This window comes from Amycolatopsis xylanica, assembly GCF_900107045.1.
GTDB classification, from domain to species: Bacteria; Actinomycetota; Actinomycetes; order Mycobacteriales; family Pseudonocardiaceae; genus Amycolatopsis; species Amycolatopsis xylanica.
The window spans coordinates 135,499-156,450 of record NZ_FNON01000013.1; the positions used below are offsets into that span (position 1 = coordinate 135,499).

The 20,952-nt window shown below is 70.0% G+C and carries 18 protein-coding genes; 3 read left to right on the plus strand and 15 right to left on the minus strand.

Annotated features, from left to right (window positions below):
- Positions 1 to 10: 10 nt before the first annotated feature.
- Positions 11 to 628, minus strand: a complete 618-nt coding sequence (locus BLV57_RS39515) for a response regulator (protein WP_176969019.1) — start codon at positions 626 to 628, stop codon at positions 11 to 13.
- 85 nt (positions 629 to 713) lie between these two features.
- Here BLV57_RS39515 and BLV57_RS39520 point away from each other — a divergent pair, with 85 nt between their 5' ends.
- Complete coding sequence (locus tag BLV57_RS39520; RefSeq protein WP_091299002.1) at positions 714 to 3,449, plus strand: ATP-binding protein; 2,736 nt, start codon at positions 714 to 716, stop codon at positions 3,447 to 3,449.
- On the opposite strand, the gene BLV57_RS39525 is transcribed toward BLV57_RS39520, so the two are convergent.
- The 10 genes from BLV57_RS39525 to BLV57_RS39570 form a co-directional block, all read right to left on the minus strand.
- The gene (locus BLV57_RS39525) at positions 3,439 to 4,791 is read right to left on the minus strand and encodes an MFS transporter (RefSeq protein ID WP_218134982.1); all 1,353 of its coding nucleotides are present in this window, start codon (positions 4,789 to 4,791) and stop codon (positions 3,439 to 3,441) included. The genes BLV57_RS39520 and BLV57_RS39525 overlap by 11 nt on opposite strands.
- Positions 4,781 to 5,623: a TIGR03084 family metal-binding protein gene (locus BLV57_RS39530; protein WP_091299005.1), complete on the minus strand. Its 843-nt coding sequence runs from the start codon at positions 5,621 to 5,623 to the stop codon at positions 4,781 to 4,783. Before BLV57_RS39530 ends, BLV57_RS39525 begins: the two co-directional genes overlap by 11 nt.
- Positions 5,624 to 5,637: 14 nt before the next feature.
- Positions 5,638 to 6,003, minus strand: coding sequence for a Zn-ribbon domain-containing OB-fold protein (locus BLV57_RS39535; RefSeq protein ID WP_091299007.1), 366 nt, complete (start codon positions 6,001 to 6,003; stop codon positions 5,638 to 5,640).
- Positions 6,004 to 6,011: 8 nt separating this feature from the next.
- Entirely contained in the window at positions 6,012 to 7,169 is a 1,158-nt protein-coding gene (locus BLV57_RS39540) for a thiolase family protein (protein ID WP_091299009.1), read from the minus strand.
- A 1-nt stretch (position 7,170) separates the two neighbouring features.
- A complete protein-coding gene (locus BLV57_RS39545) occupies positions 7,171 to 7,887 on the minus strand; it encodes a class I SAM-dependent methyltransferase (protein WP_091299010.1) in 717 nt (238 codons plus the stop codon).
- 158 nt (positions 7,888 to 8,045) lie between these two features.
- The gene (locus BLV57_RS39550) at positions 8,046 to 10,649 is read right to left on the minus strand and encodes a hypothetical protein (RefSeq protein ID WP_143047275.1); all 2,604 of its coding nucleotides are present in this window, start codon (positions 10,647 to 10,649) and stop codon (positions 8,046 to 8,048) included.
- Positions 10,650 to 10,736: 87 nt separating this feature from the next.
- Positions 10,737 to 11,954 (minus strand): PP2C family protein-serine/threonine phosphatase, encoded by a 1,218-nt coding sequence (locus BLV57_RS39555; RefSeq protein ID WP_091299014.1) that lies wholly within the window; start codon positions 11,952 to 11,954, stop codon positions 10,737 to 10,739.
- Positions 11,955 to 12,099: 145 nt separating this feature from the next.
- On the minus strand, positions 12,100 to 12,999 hold the full coding sequence (locus BLV57_RS39560; RefSeq protein ID WP_091299017.1) for a zinc metalloprotease: 900 nt from the start codon (positions 12,997 to 12,999) through the stop codon (positions 12,100 to 12,102).
- 129 nt (positions 13,000 to 13,128) lie between these two features.
- Positions 13,129 to 13,902, minus strand: coding sequence for a class I SAM-dependent methyltransferase (locus BLV57_RS39565; RefSeq protein ID WP_245757710.1), 774 nt, complete (start codon positions 13,900 to 13,902; stop codon positions 13,129 to 13,131).
- 161 nt (positions 13,903 to 14,063) lie between these two features.
- On the minus strand, positions 14,064 to 14,414 hold the full coding sequence (locus BLV57_RS39570) for a nuclear transport factor 2 family protein (RefSeq protein ID WP_091299020.1): 351 nt from the start codon (positions 14,412 to 14,414) through the stop codon (positions 14,064 to 14,066).
- 78 nt (positions 14,415 to 14,492) lie between these two features.
- Here BLV57_RS39570 and BLV57_RS39575 point away from each other — a divergent pair, with 78 nt between their 5' ends.
- A complete protein-coding gene (locus tag BLV57_RS39575) occupies positions 14,493 to 15,311 on the plus strand; it encodes a MerR family transcriptional regulator (protein WP_091299022.1) in 819 nt (272 codons plus the stop codon).
- Here BLV57_RS39575 and BLV57_RS39580 read toward each other — a convergent pair.
- The gene (locus tag BLV57_RS39580) at positions 15,280 to 16,359 is read right to left on the minus strand and encodes a helix-turn-helix transcriptional regulator (RefSeq protein ID WP_091299024.1); all 1,080 of its coding nucleotides are present in this window, start codon (positions 16,357 to 16,359) and stop codon (positions 15,280 to 15,282) included. The two genes, BLV57_RS39575 and BLV57_RS39580, sit on opposite strands and share 32 nt — an antisense overlap.
- A gap of 11 nt (positions 16,360 to 16,370) precedes the next feature.
- Here BLV57_RS39580 and BLV57_RS39585 point away from each other — a divergent pair, with 11 nt between their 5' ends.
- Positions 16,371 to 17,192: a prolyl oligopeptidase family serine peptidase gene (locus BLV57_RS39585; RefSeq protein ID WP_245757711.1), complete on the plus strand. Its 822-nt coding sequence runs from the start codon at positions 16,371 to 16,373 to the stop codon at positions 17,190 to 17,192.
- On the opposite strand, the gene BLV57_RS39590 is transcribed toward BLV57_RS39585, so the two are convergent.
- From BLV57_RS39590 to BLV57_RS39605, 3 genes are all read right to left on the minus strand, one after another.
- Entirely contained in the window at positions 17,189 to 18,655 is a 1,467-nt protein-coding gene (locus tag BLV57_RS39590; protein WP_091299027.1) for a glycosyltransferase family 2 protein, read from the minus strand. The two genes, BLV57_RS39585 and BLV57_RS39590, sit on opposite strands and share 4 nt — an antisense overlap.
- Positions 18,656 to 18,957: 302 nt before the next feature.
- Positions 18,958 to 20,343 (minus strand): alpha/beta fold hydrolase, encoded by a 1,386-nt coding sequence (locus BLV57_RS39600; protein ID WP_091299033.1) that lies wholly within the window; start codon positions 20,341 to 20,343, stop codon positions 18,958 to 18,960.
- 94 nt (positions 20,344 to 20,437) lie between these two features.
- The gene (locus BLV57_RS39605) at positions 20,438 to 20,833 is read right to left on the minus strand and encodes a hypothetical protein (RefSeq protein ID WP_091299036.1); all 396 of its coding nucleotides are present in this window, start codon (positions 20,831 to 20,833) and stop codon (positions 20,438 to 20,440) included.
- Positions 20,834 to 20,952: the final 119 nt, after the last annotated feature.

The window sequence follows — 20,952 nt, forward strand, 5'->3', positions numbered from 1 at the left end:
CCCGCGACGCTCACGACCCCGGCCTGAGGTACCACTCGACGGCGTGCGCCCGGCTGGCCGCGTTCAGCTGGGTGAGGATCGCGGATACGTGGTTGCGTACCGTTTTCGGCGAGAGCCGCAGCCTGCGTGCGATCGCGGTGTCCGGGATTCCCAGCACGACCAGGTCGAAGATCTCTCGTTGCCGGGTGGTGAGCCGGTGCGTCGGCGGGCGCCGGTCACCGCACAGCAGGGTGGTCACGCGGCACGCGACGTGCGCGTCGAACAGCGCCTGGCCCGCCGCCAGCCCGCGGATCACCCGCACCACCTGCTCACCTGACGCGTTCTTGCCGAGATAGCCGCGGGCGCCCGCGCGTATCGCGGCCAGCACGGAGCCGTCGTCGTCGAGCGTGGTGAACACCAGTATCGCCGCCGCCCCGGCGGTCTTCGCCAGCGTGGAAAGCCCGGCGGGTCCGCACATGCGCGGGTCGACGAGCAGCACGTCAGGGCGATGACGGGCGAGCAGGCGCTCGGCGGCGGCGCTGGTGCCCGCCTCGGCGACCACCGTGATGTCCTCCGCGCTCGAGAGCAGCTCGCGAAGAGCGTCGCGCGCGCCCGCGTGGCCGTCCGCCACTACCACGGTCGCCCCCATCCCCCGGCTCCTTTCCTTGCACTGTGTCCCCTGAACGCGGGAGATTGACATCGGGCGCTAAAGATCGGGTTAAAAGGGGGGCGTCGTGAGGTTTCGCGTGCTCGGGCCGGTGGAGTTGCTCGACGCCGACGACGAGCCACGTCATGTGGGCGGGCCGAAGCCGCTCGCGGTGCTGGGCGTGCTGCTGGCGCACGCCGGTCGCACGGTCTCCGCCGACCACCTGATCGCCCAGGTCTGGGGCGACGAACCGCCCGCCACCGCGGGTACCGCGCTGCAGGTGTACGTTTCGGCGCTGCGCAAGGTGCTCGGAGCGCGGCTGGTCACCGTCGGCGCTGGTTACCGGCTGGACGCCGAGACCGATGCCGACGCCTTCACCGCCGCTGTCGCCGCCGCCCGCACGCATCTCACCACGCATCCAGCGCGTGCGGTGGCCGAGCTCGCCGACGGGCTGGCGCTGTGGCGAGGCGAGCCGTACGGCGACGTCGGCGCCGGCTCCGACGTCGAAGCCGCGCGGGTCGCGCTGATCGAGCTGAGGCTCACGGCCACGGAAGACCGGATCGAAGCGGAGCTCGCACTGGGCAGGCACCGGTCGGTGCTCGCCGAGCTGGCGGGCTTGGTCGTCGCACACCCGCTGCGCGAACGGCTCGCGCGGCTGCGGCTGCTCGCGCTGTACCGCGACGGCAGGCACGCCGAAGCGCGCGACGCCTACCGTGAGCTGTGCGAACGTCTCGACGCCGAGCTGGGTGAAGTTCCCGCACACGAGACGGCGGCGCTGGCCAAGGCCATCCGGCGCCGTGACCCGGCGCTCGATCCACCCTCGGCCATCCCGGCGCCGCCCAGCCGGTTCGTCGGCCGCCGCAAGGAGCTGGACGCACTCACCGCGCGGCTGGGCGTCACCCGGCTGCTGACCATCACCGGCACCGGCGGAGCGGGTAAGACCAGACTGGCGCTGGAATTGGCGGGCGACGCCGTGCCGGACCATCCCGACGGCGTGCACGTCGTCTGGCTGGCCACCGAAACCGAGGGCGCGGCGATCGCCGACCGGATCGCCGCCGCACTGGAGCTGCCGCCCGCCGAGCTGGTGAACCGGCTCAAGCGCGGCCGCCGGCTGCTGGTGCTGGACAACTGCGAGCACCTCGTCGACGGGTGCGCGACGGTCGCCGGTGACCTGCTGAGCCACTGCGCCGGGCTGCGGATCCTCGCCACCAGCCGCGAACCGCTCGGCGTGCCCGGTGAACAGGTCTGGCCGCTCGGCGGCCTTTCCGTGCCCTCGGCGGACGACGACGACGCGACGATCTCGCGATCGGAAGCAGTGCGCCTGCTCGTGGCACGCGGCGCGAGCGCACGGCCGGGATTCACGCTGCGGCACCAGGATCTGGCGGTCGCGGGCAGGCTGTGCCGGGACCTGGACGGCCTGCCGCTCGCCATCGAGCTCGCCGCCGCGCAGCTGCGCGCCCTCTCGCTCGGCGAAGTGGCCGACAACCTCGCGAAGCGGCTCGATCTGACCGACCACCGCACCCGCACCACTCCCGAACGGCACCGCACCATGCGCGCCGCGATCGAGAGCAGTCACCGGCTGCTCACCGAAGCCGAGCAGACCGCGTTCCGCGGACTGGCCGTGTTCGCCGGTGGCTTCGAGGCATCGGCCGCCGAACGGGTGGCCGGTGTCGCCCAGGATGTCCTGCTCCGCCTGACCGACCGGTCACTGCTCGTCGCCGTGCCCGGCGCCGACCGCACCCGCTTCTACTCGCTGAGACTCGTCCTGGACTATGCCGCCGAGCGGCTCGCCGAGTCCGGCGAGACCGCCGCGGCCCGGCGCAGGCACGCGGACTGGTGCGTCGAACTGGCCGAAACCTCGGTTCCGTCTGGCAACGACCCCGCGGTCGTCCACCGGCTGATGGCCGAGCTCGACAACCTCCGGGCGGCCGTGCACTGGTGTCTCGGCGACGGCGGCGACCCCGGCGCGGTCGTCCGGATCGTCACCGCGCTCTGGTGGTTCTGCTGGCCGCAAGGCCTCGCACCCGAGGCGTACGGCTGGCTCCGCCGCGCGATGGACGGCGGCACGGTACTGCCGCCGGAGCTGCACGCACGGGCGATGCACGCCGAGACGGCGCTCGCGATGTCCATCGGTGACGTCCCGCGCGCGCTGGACCGAGCCGAGCGGACACTCGCCGCCTATCGCGAACTCGACGACGTCATGGGCACCATCGGCGCGCTGGCCGGGCTTTGTTACGTACTGCTCGAGACGCGGGAATTCGCACGGGTACTCGAACTCGCCGAGGAATGCCGTGCGATCGCGATGGCGGCAGGCGCCGAGATGGTGCTGGTCAGCGTGCTGAACCCGTGGGCACAGGCGCTGGACGCGCTCGGCAGGCACGACGAGGCCGTCGCGATGTTCCGCCAAGCGCGCGAAAGTTATCGGGCGGCAGGCGAACGTGGCGGCGAGGCGTCGACGGTGAACAACCTCGCGGTGGCTTTCCTCAGCCACGGCGACTTGGCGCAGGCACGCTCGCTCTTCATGGACAGCCTGGCGACGTTCCTCGACCTCGACCTGGCACTCGGCGAGATCGAGGTCATCGAAGGCCTCGCCTCGGTCGAACTCGCCGAGGAAAACCCCGAAACCGCGCTGCGCATGCTGACGATCACGGCCCGCGCCCGCGAACGGTTCGGCACACCGTCCTTCGGCCCCGACCGCCAGGCGCGGCGCGAAAGCACGTTGGCGGCCGCCCGCGCAGCCCTCGGCCCGGCGGCGGACGAGGTCGTGTCGGCCGCGCGAAACCAGCCGCTCGCCACCCTGGTCGACACTCTGCTCAGCCAGTGACAGCGGGCGCTTGCCAAGCTCGCGGGACGAAGAGCCACGCCACCACGGCCAAGCCCAAGCTGAAGGCCATCGACACCGCGAACGCGCCCGAGCTGAAGTACACGAGCGCCATCACGGTGATGCCGAACGAGATGCCCAGCTGGATCGCGGTCTCCAGCACTCCGGACGCCGTGCCGGAGTGCTCCGCGGGTACCTTGGCCAGTGTGCGGCTGAGCAGCGGCATCACGCTCATGCCCTGCCCGGCGCCGGTCACCACCAGCGCCGGGATCAGGGCGAGGCCGTCCCCACCGAACAGAGTGGTGGCGAGGGCGATCGCATAGCCGAGAACGTTCAGGCCGCAGCCGAGCGCGAGCGCTTCGAATCTCCTCGCGGCCAGCGAGGCGAGACCGAACGCGATGGCGTGCGGCGTGAGCAGAAGACCGGCGGTCAGCGGTGAGTAGCCCATCGCGCCCTGGACCTGGATCACCATGACGAAGAAGAACGCGGCGTTGCCGCCGAGCAGGGTCAGCAGCGCCGCGTTGCCGGGGCGATAGCCGGGCACCCGCCACAACACCGGATTCGCCAGCGGCTGCCGCCCGCTCGAGGCGAACCGTCGCTCCCAGAACCAGAAACCCGCCAATGCCGGTATGGCGCAGGCGAGCATCGCGAAACACCACGGCGGCCAGCCGAGCGATCGGCCCTCCGCCAACGGGTAGCCGCACAGCAGCATGCCGGCGGCGAGCAGACCGGCGCCCGCGAAGTCCACTTCGGACTGTGCGGTCGGTGTTCGCTTCGGGAGTGCGAAGATCGCGCCCGCCAGTACCGCCAGTCCGATCGGGACGTTGAGCAGGAACGCGGGGCGCCACGACAGGCCCAGCACGTCCGCGTGCACGAGCACTCCGGTGAGCACCTGGCCGACGACCCCAGCCAAGCCGATGACCAGTCCGAACACGCCGAGCGCGCGTTCGCGTTCCGCTCCGTGGAGCGTGGTGTGGATGATGGACAGGACCTGGGGAAAGAACAGCGCTGCCGACAGGCCCTGCACGCAGCGCAGCGCGATCAGCAGTTCGGCGCTGGGGGCGAGGCCGCAGCACGCGGACGCGGCGGTGAAACCGGCGACTCCGATGATGAACAGCCGCCGATGGCCGTAGATGTCGCCGAGACGGCCGCCGCAGATCAAGAACAGGCCGTAGCAGAGTACGTAGCCGCTGATCGCCATGCCGAGTTCGGACAGTGGCGCGCGCAGGTCCGCGCCGATCGAATACAGGGCCACGTTGACGATGGACGAGTCCATCATCGCGAGGAACGCCGCGGCCATCGTCGTGCAGGCGACCAGCCCGCCGGCGCGCCGCTCAGCCGCCACCGGGCAGGCCCTCCGGCGGGCCGAGCCGGGGACGCCCGGATCCCACGGGCCCCGCGTACGCCTGCGCGATGGCGAGCCATGCTTCGGGGGCTTCGCCTCGGGCCACCAGGTCCGAATCGTGGCGGTGCAGCCGTTGCGTCGCGACCAGCGCGAAGTCCAAAGCGGACCCTTCCACCCGCTCCGCCGCGTCCTCCGGGCCCCAGCACCAGACTTCGCCGCCCGGCGCGCGCAGCTCGACGCGGAACTCCCGCTCCGGCGGCACCATGCCGCGCAGCTGGTAGGCGAAGTCGCGGCTGCGCACGCCGAGCCGCGCCACGTGCATCAGCCTCCTGGTCGGCTCACGGGTGAGCGAGAGCGCGTCGAAGACGTCCTGGCCGTGTGCCCAGATTTCCATCAGGCGGGACGACGCCATCGCCGCCGCGGACAGCGGGCGCGGAGCGAACCAGGGAATGCGGGTGCCGCGCGGCAGTGCGCGCAGCGTCCGTGAAAGCTCGGCGGCGCTGTCCCGCCAAGCCGCGAGCAGCTTGTCCTTCGGCCATTCCGACCGTTGCCGCGTGCCGGCGTTGACGAACTCGGCCCCGGCGTTGATCGCGTCGGTCGCGTCAGGCGGTGCGAGCACTCCTTCAGTGCCGCCGGCGAACTCCGCTGGGCTGGCGATGGCGCGCAACACCAGCTCGTCGGTCCAGTTGAGATGCGCGATCTGGCAGGCGATCGTGAGTCCCTCCGCGGGAGTCGGCGACCGCCAGCCGCGGCTGTCGAGACCGGCGACCGCTTCGTCCAGGTCCGCGCGCTCGGCATCGAGATCGTCGACGATCGCGTCGATGTCCACCATGGATTCCTTCCCCTTCACAGTGTGAAGACCGGAACGGGTTCTTCGCCGTCCCGCCGTTCGATCAGCACCGTCACCGGCAACCCGGCGGACAACCGGCATGGCTCGACGGCCAGCCGGGCGCGTAACCACGGCCCTTCGGCGAGTTCCACGATCCCGCCCACCGCGAGGATCTCGCCGCCGCGGTCGCGTCGCACCGTCCAGCTGACGACGACGCCGGAGCCCTCGACCGCCGTCCACGCGTGCTCGGTCGCTGAGCACACCGGGCACGCTCGTGCCTGCGGCGCGGCCAGCTCCCCGCAGTCCGAGCACTGCCGCACGGTCAGTTCACCGCGCGCCAGCGCGTCGAAGAACGGCGCGGAAGCCTCATCTCGCAGCACCATCACGGGCCTCAGCCGCGGTCCGGGCCGAGCACCAGGGTGCCGTGGTGGTCGAACGCGCCGCCGTTGCCGCTCACCATGATCACCCGGTTACGCGCGGCTTGGCGGTCCCCGCCGGCGCCGCGTGCCTGGACGACCGCCTCGACCAGCGGTGTCATACCCCACAAGGAGAACCCGGACAGCTGCCCGCCACCGGTGTTCACCGCCACCCGCCCCCGTCCCGGCATCAGGTTCCCTTCTTCCACGAACGGCCCGCCCTCCCCTTTTCCGCAGAACCCGTAGTCCTCCAGCGTGAGCAGCACCGCGATCGTGAAGCAGTCGTAGAGCTCGGCGATGTCGACGTCCCCGATCCCGGCTCCCGCCATGCGCAGCGCCGCACGCCCCGATTCGGCGGCTCCGCTGACGAGCCCGAACCCACTGCCCCGGTGTTCGCGATAGACGGGGTGCGACTGCGCGAATCCGAGCACGTGCACCGGTGGCTGGGCCAGCGCCGCGGCGCGCTCGGCCGACGTGACGATCACCGCCGCACCGCCGTTGCCGACCAGGCAGCAATCCAGCAACCGCAGCGGATCGGCGATCAGCCGCGAGTTCTGGTGGTCGGCGACCGTGATCGGCTCGCGCTGCTGGGCGAGCGGGTTCCGCGCGGCCCACTCCCGCTGTGCCACCGCTATCGCGCCGAGCTGGCCGGAGGTGGTGCCGAAGGTTTCCATGTGCCGTCGTGCCGCGAGCGCGAACCGGCTCTGCACCGGGGCGAGCCCAGCGTCGCCGAGCAGTCCTTCGAATCCGGCCTGCCGCTCACCCGGCTCGAACACCGCGCCGGCGCCGGTTCCTCGCCGCAGCGGCGCGTCGGCGAACACACAGGCGACCGTGGTGGCCTGCCCCGCGGCGATCGCCATCGCGGCATAGGAGACCGCCGTGCAGACGGAGGTGCCGTCACCGCCGATTTCGGTGAGAAGCTTGAGTTCGGCTACGCCCAGATCGACGATCAGCGAGACGTCCAACCCCGGGCTCAAACCGGGGGTGACCAGCAAGCCGTCCAGGTCGGCAGTCCGCAGCCCGGCGTCGTCGCACGCACGGCGCACGGCGTCGGCGGCGAAGTCACGCGCCGTGCGGCCGTAGACCTTGCCCACGTCGGTGACACCGAGCCCGGCGATCGCGGCTCCCGTCATCTCACCGCTCCCGGAAACTGTCGATGTCCCACAACCCCAGCGCTTTCGCGGGCAGTCCGCCGATGGCGGCGGGGTCCACCTCGACGAGGACGTCGAGTGGTTCGGGCAGGCCGAACGGCGGCAGCCGCAGGTTCAGCGGCCGCCAGTCACCCGGCTCGATGTCCACGTTGCGGCCCAGCCCGAGGAAAGTGGTGGCCAGCAGGTACTTGCAGCCGCTCCGGGCGATGTTCCGCAGTGCCGCGACGGCTTCGGCGAGCGGCAGGTGCACGAGGCAGTCCCGGCACACCAACACATCCGCGGCGGGCAACTCGTCCTTGACGATGTCGAGCACTTCGAACCGCGAACCCGGGCAGGCGGCCCGATTGCGGTGAACGATGTCCTCGACGATGTCGCCGCCCACGTAGCCGATCTCGCCCAGCGGCAACGAACGCAACCACGCCGCGTCACCGCATGGCAGGTCGAGAATGCTCCGTATCCGCCACTTCCGGAGCAGGCCGGGCAGTTCGGTGCGCACGGTGAGCGTGGCCGCGGAGTCGGACCCCTCCCCCGCCGCCGATTCGCCGCCGTGCCAGGCATTCGCGCGGTAGATGTAGGCGAAGACAGCGGCCAGGTCCTGTCCGGCCACCTGGCTGCGGTGCTCGCTTTCCAGCGGCTCGACGTAGTACTCGTCCTCGAACCGGCGGCAGGCGCGAGCCCGCAGTTTGGCTTCCTCGGTCAACGCTCGATCCCCCCGGATACCCGGCGCTCACTCTCCCGACCGTGGCGCCGCTCGTCCCACTGTCCGGCATCGCTTGCCCAGATCGCGCCCAGGGCGTGCCCAGGCGCGCGAAAAGCGGCCCCGCTCCCCGGCCGGGAGCGGGGCCGCCGATCACGCGATCAGTGGACGTACACCGAGTAGCCGATGCCACCGGACCTAGTGCCGTCGGCCGTGGTGCCCCGCACGATGACCGAGTAGATGCCCCGGTCCGGCGGGGTCCACGTCATCGTCCCCGCACCCGAGCCGTCCGCGGGCACGGTGAGCTCCTCCGTCACGGCACCCCGGTCGTCGTGGACGGAGTAGGTGTACGAGACGATGCCCGGCATACCCGGCGTGAAGGTGAACGTCCCGGGCACACCACGACCGCCCGACCACTGGCTTTCCGGGTATTCCTTGGACGACACGTAGGGCGCGCTCAAGATGTTGAACCAGTACGTGTTCTCCTGCGAGGAGACGCCGCCGTCCGTCACCGTGCGCACCCGCAGGTTGTGGTAGGCCGAGCCTTCGGGTGGCAGCGGCGGAGTCCATTGCAGCACGGCGCGCCCGTTCTCGGCGGCCTGCTGCTGGAAAGGACCCCAGTCGAACGAGTACTCGAACCGCACCGCGCCCGGCTGGCGGGCTTCGAACGTGAAGGTGCCGGGGAACACCCGCCCGTTCGACTGGAACTCCTTCGAGCTCACCGTGGGTGTGTTCGTCACCGTCCACGTGAGGTTGTCCGTGGACGACCACACGCCCGCCGTGTTCCTCGCGCGCACCAGCATCTCGTAGTCGCCGATCCTCGGCGGGGTGTAGCTCACCTTCGCGGTGGTGCCGCTGACCGGCACGGTCCACCTGGTCGCCGGGTCCGCCGTCAGCCAGTACTCGAACTCCACGGCGTTCGGCATCGGGGTGGTGAACGTGAACGTGGCGGCTCTGCCCTCCGTCCCGATGTCGCCCTCGTAGCCGAGCGTCGGCCGCCAGGTGTTGAGCCACAACCGTTTCTCCGCCACCGGGGACAGCCCGCCGGACGCGTCGCGGGCCTGGACCCGCAGCAGGCTCTGGTCGGCTGAGACGAATTCGACCGGCAGCGTGGCGGTTCCGTCGGCGCTCGCCTTGACCGTCCACTTAGTACTCTCGGCACTCGCGAACCAGTAGTCGTACTCGACGACGTTCGGCATTCTCGGGCCCGCCGTGTACGTGGCCGAGGTGCCCAGGTCGACGCTTTCGGGCCCGCGTACCACCGGTGACGCGTCGACGAGGAATCGGTACTCCCGTTCCGGCGACTTCACGCCAGCGGCGTCGGTGCCGCGCACGAACAGCACGTGCTCACCACCCGTGGCCGGGGTGATCGTCACCTCGGCGACGCCGTCCTGGCCTGCCGTGACCGTCGCGGACGCGCCGCCGTCCAGCCGGTAGTCGTACGCCACGACGTTCGGCGTGCCCGGCGCGAACCGGAACACGCCCGGCACGCCGATGCCGCCGTCCGGGCCGCCCTGCGGCGGGTAGCGGTCGGAGGTGACCGTCGGCCGCGTCTCCTTGACGATGAACGAGTAGTAGGTGCTGAGCGAGAGGTTGCCCGCCCGGTCCCACGCCCGGACCACCACCGACTGCCAGCCGTTGGCCGACGGCGTGAAGCTGACGGTGGCCGTCCCGTCGGGGCCTGCGGCGATCTCCCGCATGTCCCCGCCGAAGTTGTAGTCGTACCGGGCGACATCGGTGGAACCGTTGGGAGAGAAGGTGAAGTCACCCGCCACACCGACCCCGCCGCCCTCGGCGCCAGCCGGGTACGTCGCGGAAACGACGGCGGGCGCGTTCGGGTCCGTGCGGTCGACGGTGAACCGGCACGGTCCCGTCGTGGCCGACTTCGCGCCCCAGCGGTCCTGTGCGTACACCTCCCACGCGTAGGTGCCGTCGGCCAGGTCCGAGGTGTCCGGGTACGCCGCGGCTGGGTTGCCCGACCCCACACCCGTGTACCGGTGCGACGGATCCGCCACCGGCCACCACGCGAACTGCCCTGAGGTGAAGTCACCGTCCGGGTCGGATATCCGCGCGCTCAGCTTCGCCTGGCCGCTCACCAGCGCTCCGGTGCCGTCCTTGGCACAGGGTTCGTCGTTGGTGCGGAGGTCGGCCGGCGTCGCGGGCGGCGTGTTGTTGACCACCCGCAGCGTCGCCGGGGCCTTGATCATCCGATAGAACGCCGGGTCCGCCTCGTGACCTTCGGCGACGCGGAGGGCCAGCGTGAGATGACGGACCTTGTGTGCGACCGCGTCCCGCACCGCATTGGTGACGTCGAACGTGGCGTCGTTGTCGAGGCAGCTGCCATCGGCGCCCCTGGACGCCACCCGCGTTTGCTCAGCCGGGCGGCTCTGCCAGGTCGTCTGCTTGGTGTAGGCGGAGGTCCGCCACACCTCGGTGGCGCGGCCGCGGCAGTCGGCGTAGTACGTCTCGCCTGCCGACAGCAGCACCGTCGTGAACGGCGCACCCCGCAGCGAGGTCAGGTCGAAGGTCACGTACGAGCGCCGGAGATGCGGTGTGGTGTCCCAGGTGCCGATCGGCAGGTTGCCGCTCGGCTTGAAGTAGGCGGTGGCCGGTGTCGCTGAGTCGACGTAACCCCAGGACGTCGCCGACAGCGTCACCTCGGAACGCTGTTGACCGGTGTCCGCCGCCGCCATCGCGCCATCGGTGATGGTGAGCGCGCCCGCGAGCGCGACGGCGGACAACACCAGTGATCTTCGTAAGGTCATGCTGGTCCTCCCTCGTTTCCTGCATGCACGGCGTACACGCCCGGAGGGAGGGCTTGGTTGCCCAATGGTCCAGCCCACTCGCAGGTGTCACGACGGGCCGGGAGCACGCTGGACGGTCAGGAGGCCGATGTCGTCGGTGGCGGGGCGGCCGCCGACGAGTTCGGACATGACCCAGGCGCAGGCGGCTTCGGCAGGCATGGCGGTCACGGTGTGGCGCAACAGTTCCATGCGCTGGTCGAAGTCCTCCTCGCGGCGTTCGACGAGGCCATCGGTGTAGAAGACGGCCAGCGCGCCGGGCGGCAGGTCGACGGTGATCGTGTGGCGGCCGGTCGTGGCCAGGTCGAAGCCGATGGGCAGGTCGACGGGACCGCTGACGAACGTGGCCTTCCGGCCGGGGATGGCCAGTACCGGTCGCGGGTGTCCGGCGAGGGCGAGGTCCACGCGGCCGGTCGCGGTGTCGAGGACGGCATAGGCGACGGTGGCCATGGTCTTGTGCTCGAAGTAGGAGGCCTTGCGGTCCAGCTTGCCCAGCACCACGGCCGGGTCGCTGAATTCCAGGGCGTAGGCCCGCAGCGCGCTGCGCAACCGGCCCATGACCACCGCCGCGCCCAGCCCGTGACCGACGACGTCGCCGATCACCAGGCCAAGGCGCCCGTCGGGCAGGGTGAACACGTCGTACCAGTCGCCACCGACACCGCTGCCCGCGTCGGGCACGTACCGGGCGGCCAGGCTCCAGCCGTCGATCTCGGGAAGATGCCCCGGCAGCAGGCTTTCCTGCAGCAACGCCGCCGCGGCCCGTTCGGCGCGGGCACGGTGCGCGTCCACGCCCGCCGCCAGCCGATCGGCGATCAGGTGCAGCAGCTCGACCTCGTCGTCGCTGAACCGCCGGTCGGTGAGCGAGCCGATGTGCAGCACCCCGACGAGGCTTCCCCCGGTGACCATGGGCACGCCGAGCATGGCGCGCAGTCCCCGCTTCCACAGCAGCGGATTGATCACCGTCGACTCGTCGACGTGGGTGATCTGCAGCGCCTCGCGGCGCTGCGCCACCCGTCCGGCGAACCCGGCGCCGACCGGCACCCGGACACCCTGGAGTACTTCTTCGTCCAGGCCGCGCGTGGCCCGCGCCACTAGGTGGCCCCCGGCCGGATCGGTCAGCAGCACCGTGACCGTGTCCACCGTCAGCAGCTCCTGCACGCGGCTGAGCAGCACCTTGAACAGCGTGTCCAGATCCAGTTCACGCAAGGCGCTGTCCGTGATCGCTTCCAGCACGCGCAGTCTGGTCTGCGAAGCGTGGTCGCGTTCCATCCGTGGCTCCCTCCGTCCGAACTGGAATACCCAGAGCGAGCGGAGGGAACGCGTGACACTCGCCACCGACCTGTACCAAACGGGTCGTGAGTGTTCCGGCCGGTTCTAACCGGCGAAAACACTCACGACCCCGACACTCACGACGTCAGTAGAGGTTGATTCCCCGGTATTGGTAGAGAACCTGGGCGAACCGGTTGTACTGGCCGCTGGTGAGACGGACTCGGCAGTTGTCGCTGGAGTAATCCATCATGTTGTCGATCGGGTCAATTCCCGGGGCGGCGCAGGTGTCACGGCCGACAGGACAGCCATGGGCCGGGGTGGCTTCGGCCGGGGTGTCGTCGACGAAGTCGCCGCCGTGGCAGCCGTCCTGGAAGGTGTGGAGCAGGCCGACCCAATGGCCGATCTCATGGGCCATGATCTTGCCCGTGTTGTAACCGACGTGCTTTCCGCCCGGCAGGTAGTTGTAGTCATAGACGATGCCGTCGTTCTGCGGATTCGACGCGTAGTCCCAGGGGAAGGTGGCCCAACCCGCCAGGTCGTTGTTGTAGTTGTGCGCCACCGTGTAGATGTTGAGCGTCTGCACGGTGCCTTGCCGGTACTGCTTGAGCTGGCGCTCGACCGCGTTGTCGATCGCCGCGCCGTGCACCACGCTGTGCGGCGCTCCCCTGCGCACGACGTTCGCCACCCTGAAGGACAGCCCGGCCTGGTTGAAGTAGGAATTCACCACGTTCATCGTCTGCTGGATCGCGGCGTCCGGGATGTTGCCGTCGGCCGGGTTTTCCTGGTCGTAGAACACATTCCAGACGACCGGGACCGTGAACGCGCCGAACAGCCGCGGAGCCGGGTTGGCACGGACACGCGCCTGGAGATCGCGCTCCACAGCCGCCGCCACCCCTGGACCGGGCGAGTCGGCATCCTCGCCCAAGCCGTCGCCGAACGCCGACGCGGATGGAACCACGCAGGTCGCCGCGACCGTCGCGCTAGCGCCGGCCGGCGCCATCAGGCAGGCCGCCAACAACCCCGACACCGTCAGAACCTTCAACATCACGCTGTCACCCCTCGTGCAATATCGATTACCCGACGTATTGCACTCTGGCCCCGGAGATCATCGACGGTCACTCCGCTAAACGCATGATCGTGGTACACGAACGAGGGATTAAGCCGGACCGCGTGTCTATACCTTGCTCGCCACCACCATGTAATTCTCGGCCTCGAGGTCGAACGTGCTCAGTTCCGTCCGGAGCCCGACCCGGCGCAATTCGGCTTCGAGTTCTTCGTATCGGTAGGGCCAGCTCGACAGCAGTTCCGAGCGGGCAAGAACCGACCCGGCCGGATCCACTTGCGCGATCGCGATCTCGATGTGGTGCTCGTCCTCCCAGTTCGGCGCGATGTCCCAGCGGTACACCACGACGGCGTCGCGACCGTTCCGGCGGACGAGCCGGTCACTGATGTCCAGCCGGGAACCTCTGGCCCTCACGAGTTCCCACGTGCGGGAGGTGAGCACCAAACGCCCGCCACGGCTCAGCAGCCGTGACATCGACTCCAGAGCAGCGACTCTGCCTCGCGCGCCTTCGGCATGGTGCAGCGAGTTGCCAACGCAGAACACCATGTCGAAAGTGCTGTCCTCGAAATGATCGGGCAATTCTCGCCAGTCCGCCCGCACTGTCCGGACGGATACCCCGAACTCCTCGGACAACGCCGCGGTCCGGCGGACCATCGCCTCGCTGGCGTCGGTTGCGGCGACCCGCATGCCAAGACCGGCGAGGCCAACCGCCAATTGTCCGGTCCCACAAGAACAATCGAGGACGTGAGCGTTCGGCGGCAAAAGACCAAGGACATCATCGAACGACGCTGCGAACTCGGCCGGAGTCAGCTTCGCATCCGAGATGAGCCACTCGTACACCTCGGCGATCGCGTCATAACTCGTCACAACCACTACCTCCGGCACGCGGCAGATCCACAGTGGCCATCAGTACATCAGCGGAGCAAGTCGATTCACCAATGGTTTTCGCGAGGCTGGGAGCTTCCGGGCGTTGCCGGCTCAGACGGTCGGAACGGTTCCGCCGTCGATCACGTACCCGCATCGCTCCCGGGAAGTTGAAGATCCGGTCAGGCCGTGTGGTTGGCGATGACGAGTTCGGCGATGAGGCCATCTCGCACCGTGAACCGGTAATCGAGTTCGGCGACGCCGCCCGGGAAGGTGCCCTCGAGCCGCACGGTCACCACCCAATGGGCGTCGTCGACGCGGTGAGCGCCGATCTGCTCGGTCGTGTACTCGAACTCGGACCCGGCGTCCCGCAGGAACGCGTAGGTCTTCTCTCGGCCGCGGAAGGTCTCGTCCTGATCGACGATCACCGCGTCCTCGGTGAGGAAAGACGATGCGGTGTCGGCGTCGCGGACGATGTGGGCGGCGAAGAACTCGCGGACGGTGGCCGGGAGAAGATTGGTGTGTTGTGTCATGAGCCCATCGTGTGGCCTCGCGGCGTGGGAGGGTCAAGCCGTGGACTCTCTCCCAGGGGGAGAGTCCAGAATGGAGGGATGCTGAGCATCGGGGAGTTTTCGCGGCTGACCCACTTGAGCGTGCGGACGCTGCGCCGGTATCACGAGGCGGCCCTGCTGGAGCCCGCCGTGGTGGACGAGACCACCGGTTACCGCTACTACGGGCTCGACCAGATCCCGGTCGCGCAGGTCATCCACCGGCTCCGTGAACTCGACGTCCCCTTGAGCGATGTGCAGCGCATCCTGCGGGCCCCCGACCCCGATGTCCGGGCGGCACTGGTCGCGGACCACCTGCAACGCCTCGAGGACGTGCTCGACCGCACTCGCGCGGCGGTCGTGTCGCTGCGGCGCCTGCTCCGGCCCGATCCCGCGCCGATCGATGTCGAGCTGCGTGCGGAGCCCGCCCGTACGGTCGCGGCGGTGGAGGCCGTGGTCGGGCATGGCGACGTCGCGGCCTGGTTCGCGGGCGCGATGGCCGAGTTGGAGGCGGCCGTCGGCGCCTCCGTGACCGGACCGCCGGGCGGCTGCTACGACAACGCCCTGTTCGAACAGGAACGCGGGCACGCGCTCGTCTACCTGCCGACCGCCGCGCCACCTCGCACCGGACGCGTGCACCCCGTGGTCCTCCCGGCCGCGGAACTGGCCGTCACCACCCACGTCGGCGAGCACGACGGCGTCGAGGTCACGTACGGCGAACTCGGCACCTGGGTGGTGGAGAACGCGATGTCGGTGGCCGGGCCGGTGCGGGAGGTCTACGTTGTCGGCCCTCGTGACGCGAGCGATCCCGCCGCGTGGCGCACCGAGATCGGCTGGCCGGTCTTTCACGTCACGCCGTCAAGAAGCCGGGTAGGTCCTTGAGCTGTTTGCGGGAGGTGATCTCGAGTTTGCGGTACACGTTGCGCAAGTGTGTGTCGACGGTGCGGTGGCTGATGAACAGCCGGGCAGCGACCTCGGTGGAGGTCGCGCCCGTGGCGACCAGGCGCGCGATGTGCATTTCCTGCATGGTGAGCTGGTTGTGCGCCTGCGCGGAGCGGGTGCGGGCGTTCTCCCCGGTGGCCTGGAGTTCGACGGCCGCTCGCTGGGCGAAGGCGTCCATTCCCGCTTGGGACAACAGCTCGTGGGCGAGGCGAAGCTGCTGCCTGCACTCCTTGCGGCGGTTCTCGCGCCGAAGCCATTCCCCGTAAAGGAGATTCGCCCTGGCCCGGTACGGGAGCATGGGGCTGCCCTGGAGGAGTTCGACGGCCTCCCGGTAGTCATCCTCGGCGCCGGACACCAATCCTCTCGCGTACGCCGCGACACCCCGAATCGTCTCCGTCCCGCCGGCTTCGGCGCGTTCGGTCAACGACTCCAGCGCGGTGGCGGCGGTGTCGTGCTCGCCGCTTCGGACGGCCGCCTCCACCAGTTCGGGCAGTGCGAACCCGCCGAGGAAGAGATCGCCGTACTCGACGGCGTTACTGGCCGCGGCCGCGGCGGCCTGGTATTCCGCGAGTCCGTTGTGCAGCAAGGCGGACGCCCAGTGGACGTTGGCCATCAGCTGCTCGGTGCCGCGCTCCTGCGCCGCCGCCATGGCCTGGTCGATCAGGTCCGTCGCTTCCTGCCTGCGTCCGCGCAGCGCGGCCAGCCGCAGCTGGTGGTAGTACACCGGCCGCCCGCCGGTCGCGTCCGCGATCGCGGTCTCCTCGGCGATCGCCGCCATCGCCTTCCCGACATCGCCGGTCATCGCGGCGGCGGACGCCATCTCGGCCAGCGCCAGGCGCAGCGCGAGCGGTGACCCCGACTCACGGCCCGCCCGCACCAGCGACTCGGCGATCGCCGCGTCGCTGTGCGGGTCCCACAGCGCCGCCGCGATCTCCACCGCGAGCGCGGGCCTCCTGGCCCAGAGCGGGTCGCCGTCGCCGTCCAGCACCTTTCTGGCCTGTGGGCGAGGCCCCGAGCCGTGCCGTGGCCACCCGCCACGTCACCTACCACTCCCTGGACGGCACGGCCGTGCGGATGCTCCTGATCGGGGCCGAAGACACGTCCGGTCCGCGTCCCACCCTCATCACCGGGTACGGCGGCTTCGGGATCAGTGTGCGTCCTGCCTACGACCCGTCCGTGGTCGCCTGGGTCGAAGCAGGTGGCCTGATCGCCATCCCCGCGGTCCGGGGCGGCGGCGAGGAAGGCGCCGGCTGGCACCACGCGGGCAGGGGGCAGGCCAAGCAACGCAGCTTCGACGACTTCACCGCCGCCGCCCACTGGCTGATCGACCGCGGCTGGACCTCGCCCGACCGGCTCGGCGCCTTCGGGGCGAGCAACGGAGGTCTTCTCGTGGGAGCCGCGGTGACCCAGCATCCCGAGCTGTACAGTGCCGCGGTCTGCATAGCACCGTTGCTCGACATGGTCCGCTACGAGCATTTCGGCCTCGGCCCGTCCTGGCGGCAGGAGTACGGCAGCGCGGACGATCCCCGGGAGCTCGACTGGCTGCTGTCCTATTCGCCCTATCACCACGTGCGGCGAGCCGACTATCCCGCGGTGCTGCTTCAGGTGTACGGCAACGACACCCGCGTCGATCCCATGCACGCCAGGAAGATGTGCGCCCGCCTGCAGCACGCCAACCCGGACGGCAGGCCCGTGCTGTTCCAGAACCTGCCCGACATGGGCCACGGTCCCCGAGCCCGCTCACAGGCCCTCGCGGCAGCCGCCGCCACTCTCGCTTTCCTCGCTCACGAGACAGGCCTCGGCCGGGGATCGAGGGACTAGGCCTGCTCCGGCCTGTTCCGGTGTGGTGTTTTCTCCCAGCTGAACGGGGAAAACGCCAGCTGGAACACGGCACGCCAGGCCGCGATCCACCACAGCACCGCATAGCACGGGGTGAACACCGCCTGCCACGGCGCAGCCAGGCCGGACCGTCTGGCGGCCACGAAGGTGATGCCGATCCACGTGGCAGCCGAAACCGCTTGGAGCGTCACCGCGGGCACAAGCAGACCGGCGCCGGATGACGACCACATCGAGCCGGATACGGCGAGCACGGTGAGAGCGGCCATCAGGGGCTGGGCCAGTGCGGTCACCGGGGCGCTCGCGACGATCCCCAGGAGCGTAAGGATTCCCCGTGCCCGGAACCGGCGCAGTGCCTGCCACGGAAGACGCGTGTGCACCATCGTCGTCATCAGGAATCCCTTGAACCACCGGGTTCGCTGCCGCACGAACGGGCCGATCGTATCGACGGCTTCCTCCCAGGTGACCGATCCGATCATCTCGACGCGGTATCCCAGGCAGGCGCACCGCATGCCGAGGTCGGCGTCTTCGGTGACGTTCCAGGCGTCCCAGCCACCGAGCCGTCGCAAGGCCTCGGTGCGGAAGTGGTTGCTGCTGCCACCAAGGGGAACCGGCATCCCCAGCCGCGCCAATCCCGGCAGAGCCAGCCCGAACCGCAGTGCGTACTCGAACGCGAACTGCCGGGTCAGCCAGTTCGCCCCGGCGTTGTGGTAGAGCAGCCGCGCTTGGACGCAGGCCAGCCGCCCGTCGCGCGCGGCGAACCGGGCCGCGGCACGGCGCAACTGATCGGGCTCAGGACGGTCCTCGGCATCGAAGATCACCAGGAGTTCGCCGCGGGCCAGCAGCAGCCCCAGATTCACCGACCGCGGTTTCGTCTGCGGCGGACCGGGCGGGAGTTCGACGATCCGGACGAACGCGGGCGGGTCCGCGGACCGCACCGCGCGGGCGGTGTCCGGGTCGTGCCGTTCCACCAGGATCAGCACCTCGAGCCGGTCGGGCGGGTAGTCGAGCCCGGCCAGCTGCCGGACCAGCCCGCCGATCACCTCGGCTTCCCGGTAAGCGGGCACCAGCACGGTGTAGCGCGGAAGATCCACGTCCGGCACAGGCGGATCACCCCCGGCCCCCCGGCGCCCGCCAGACAGTGATCCGGCCACCATCACCACCAGGTTCAGCAGGCTGTACACCGTCGCCAGCACAGTCAGCACGGCGAGCACGACCAGCGGCGCGAACACCACACCGGCCAGCCCGCCGGCGACGATCATCGCCAGCACGGCGAGCTGCCAGCGGGCGAATCCCGGCTTCGCCGCCATCTCCGGGTAGCGGCGCGTGAATCCGTTGGCCATCACGTCGGCCACCTCAGCCGAGCGTTCGTCCAGAATCCGGCACTGCGCATCGGCTCCGCCGCGCGCCAGTGCTTCGACCACGTCGGCGTTGACGAGCCCGGTCAATACGTCCCCCTCTTCCCAGAGCGCTAAGGCTTATCAGGCGCCGCCATACGATCACCACAAGATGCGCGGAACCTCACGCCACCAAAGAAAAGCGCAGGCGATCGTCGAGCGGGAGCCCGATACCCGAGCCCGGTTCGCCGTCCACCCTAGGAAGCACAGCGAGCACGGCGCCCTGACGGGCGAGCATCCCGGCCGGGCCGCGAACCCGGTGATCAAGGTGCACGACCTGGCCTGGCTGGAGTTCGAAAGGCCGGACGTTGGCAGCCTGTGCGCTGGACCTGCTGTACTGCCTGGGTGCGACTTCAGGCGGCGGGCGGGATGGGACTGCCGGGGCAGCTGCCGGTCGAGGTCGTGCCGGTGTCGAAGAACTCCACTGCCTTGACCGCGCACGGCAAGGCCATCAGCGAGCCGTGCTCGTCGTCTTCGACGGTGAGCAGCGCGCCGCCGATGCGGGCGCGCATGTCGCGGGCCCAGGCGATCGGCGTGGTGTGCTCGAAGGCGTGCCCGACCAGTTGCAGGGGGCTGGTGCCCGCGGTGAACGGAGTCGGGTCGGCGGGGAACGGCCAGCCCGCGCATCGGCCATCGTCGGAGCCGTGGCTTCCTGCGACCGGAAGCGTCGCGATCAACGCCTGCCGGTTGCGCCACACCTGCTCGAAGTCCCTGGTGCTGACCGAGTCGTTGCAGAACACCGCGCTCTGCTGGAACGAGCTGAAGCCGTGCCGGTCTTCCCAGCCCATGGTGCTCGCGGCGCCTTCGCGGGCACCGACCAGGTCGCGGGCCGAGCGCGGCCAGTCCTTGCGCGGGGACGTGAGCCAGCCGTCGAACAGCCCGTCCTTGCCGACGAAGCGCGACCGCAGCTCCAGCAACGCCTTGACCACCTCGGGCCCGGTCCCGCCGAAATGGTAGACGTCGTCGTTGCGGGCGATCCAGGCGGCGAACTCGTGGAACGAGTTCTCCTGCGCGGTCAGGTCGTCACGTTCCAGCCTGGTCAGGTCCAGCACCGGCATCATCACCGAGTCGAGCAGCATCTTGTCGACGTTGCGGTCGAACATCGTGCGGTACTGCGCACCGAGCATGGTGCCCCAGGAAATGCCGTAGTAGCCGATCTTCGGCTCGCCGAGCGCGAGCCGGATCCGGTCCATGTCACGCGCGATGTTCGCCGTGGTCAGGTTCCGGGCGAACTCCGGATCGGCGGCGACGCAGCGCTGCAGCGCTCGACTGTCGCGTTCGGACACGAACCGGGCCTTTTCCTTGGCGGGCAAGGAAGGATCAGGCTGGGTCCAGTCGTAGGGACACTCCACCGCGGCACTGAAGCCGACCCCGCGCGGATCGAAGCCGATCAGGTCGTGGTGCACGCCGATCCCGCCCGCCCTCGACTCCGCGATCGACCGCGACAACGAGATGCCAGGTCCCCCTGGCCCACCGGGGTTGATCAGCACGACGCCGTCACGCCGCCCCGACGCCTTGATCCGGCTGATCGCGACGTCGACAGAGCGCCCGCCCGGCTTGGCGTAGTCGACCGGCACCGTCACCATCGCGCACTCGGTGCGCGCGTCGTCGGCCGGCCAGTGCAGCGTGACCTCCCGGCACAGCCGCCATTTCACCGGCGACGCGGCCGCGACGGCGGGCACGAGCGGCACCACCAGCAACGAGGCCAACGCGGCGCCGAGCAACTTCGTGATCTTCATGCGCACACCTTGGCGTGGAGCGTGCGGCGGTGAGATCGGCCGATCGGCCGACCCAGCCGCCGAACGGCCAAAGCCGCGCTGCCGCGACGGTGACTCAGCAGTCGGTGATGTTGAATTCAAAGCCGGCGATCGTGGTGCCGTCGAAGCGGAAGCACACCTTGCTCGCCGAGCCCTGCCCGAACACGAAGTAGCTCCTGCGGCCGAGCATCGCGCTGCCGCGCGCGGTCCAGCCGTTCACGTCGTCGAGGTAGACGCGGAAATAGCCATCCTGGCCCGCCGTCACGGAGCGCGCGTTGATCCGGCGATTGTTGTTCTCGCCACCGTTGGGGAACTGGCCTTCGAAAACCGCGACTTCGGCGGTGTAGGCGCCGGCGTTGTGGAAGTAGACGTCGATCATCCGGGACGCCGCGTGGCCGGTGCCCGCGGTCAGGGTGAGGCCGATGGCGGTCGCGGTCGCGAGGGCGACGCCCCGCTTGAGAGTAGTGATCATGGCTGGGAACGTAAATCCCCTGTGGACGTCGGACCAGGCACTTCAGCTGGCAGAAATATCGGCAGAAGTCCACGTGACCAGGGAAGCGGCACCTGCTTCCCCCGGTGAATCACCCGTCC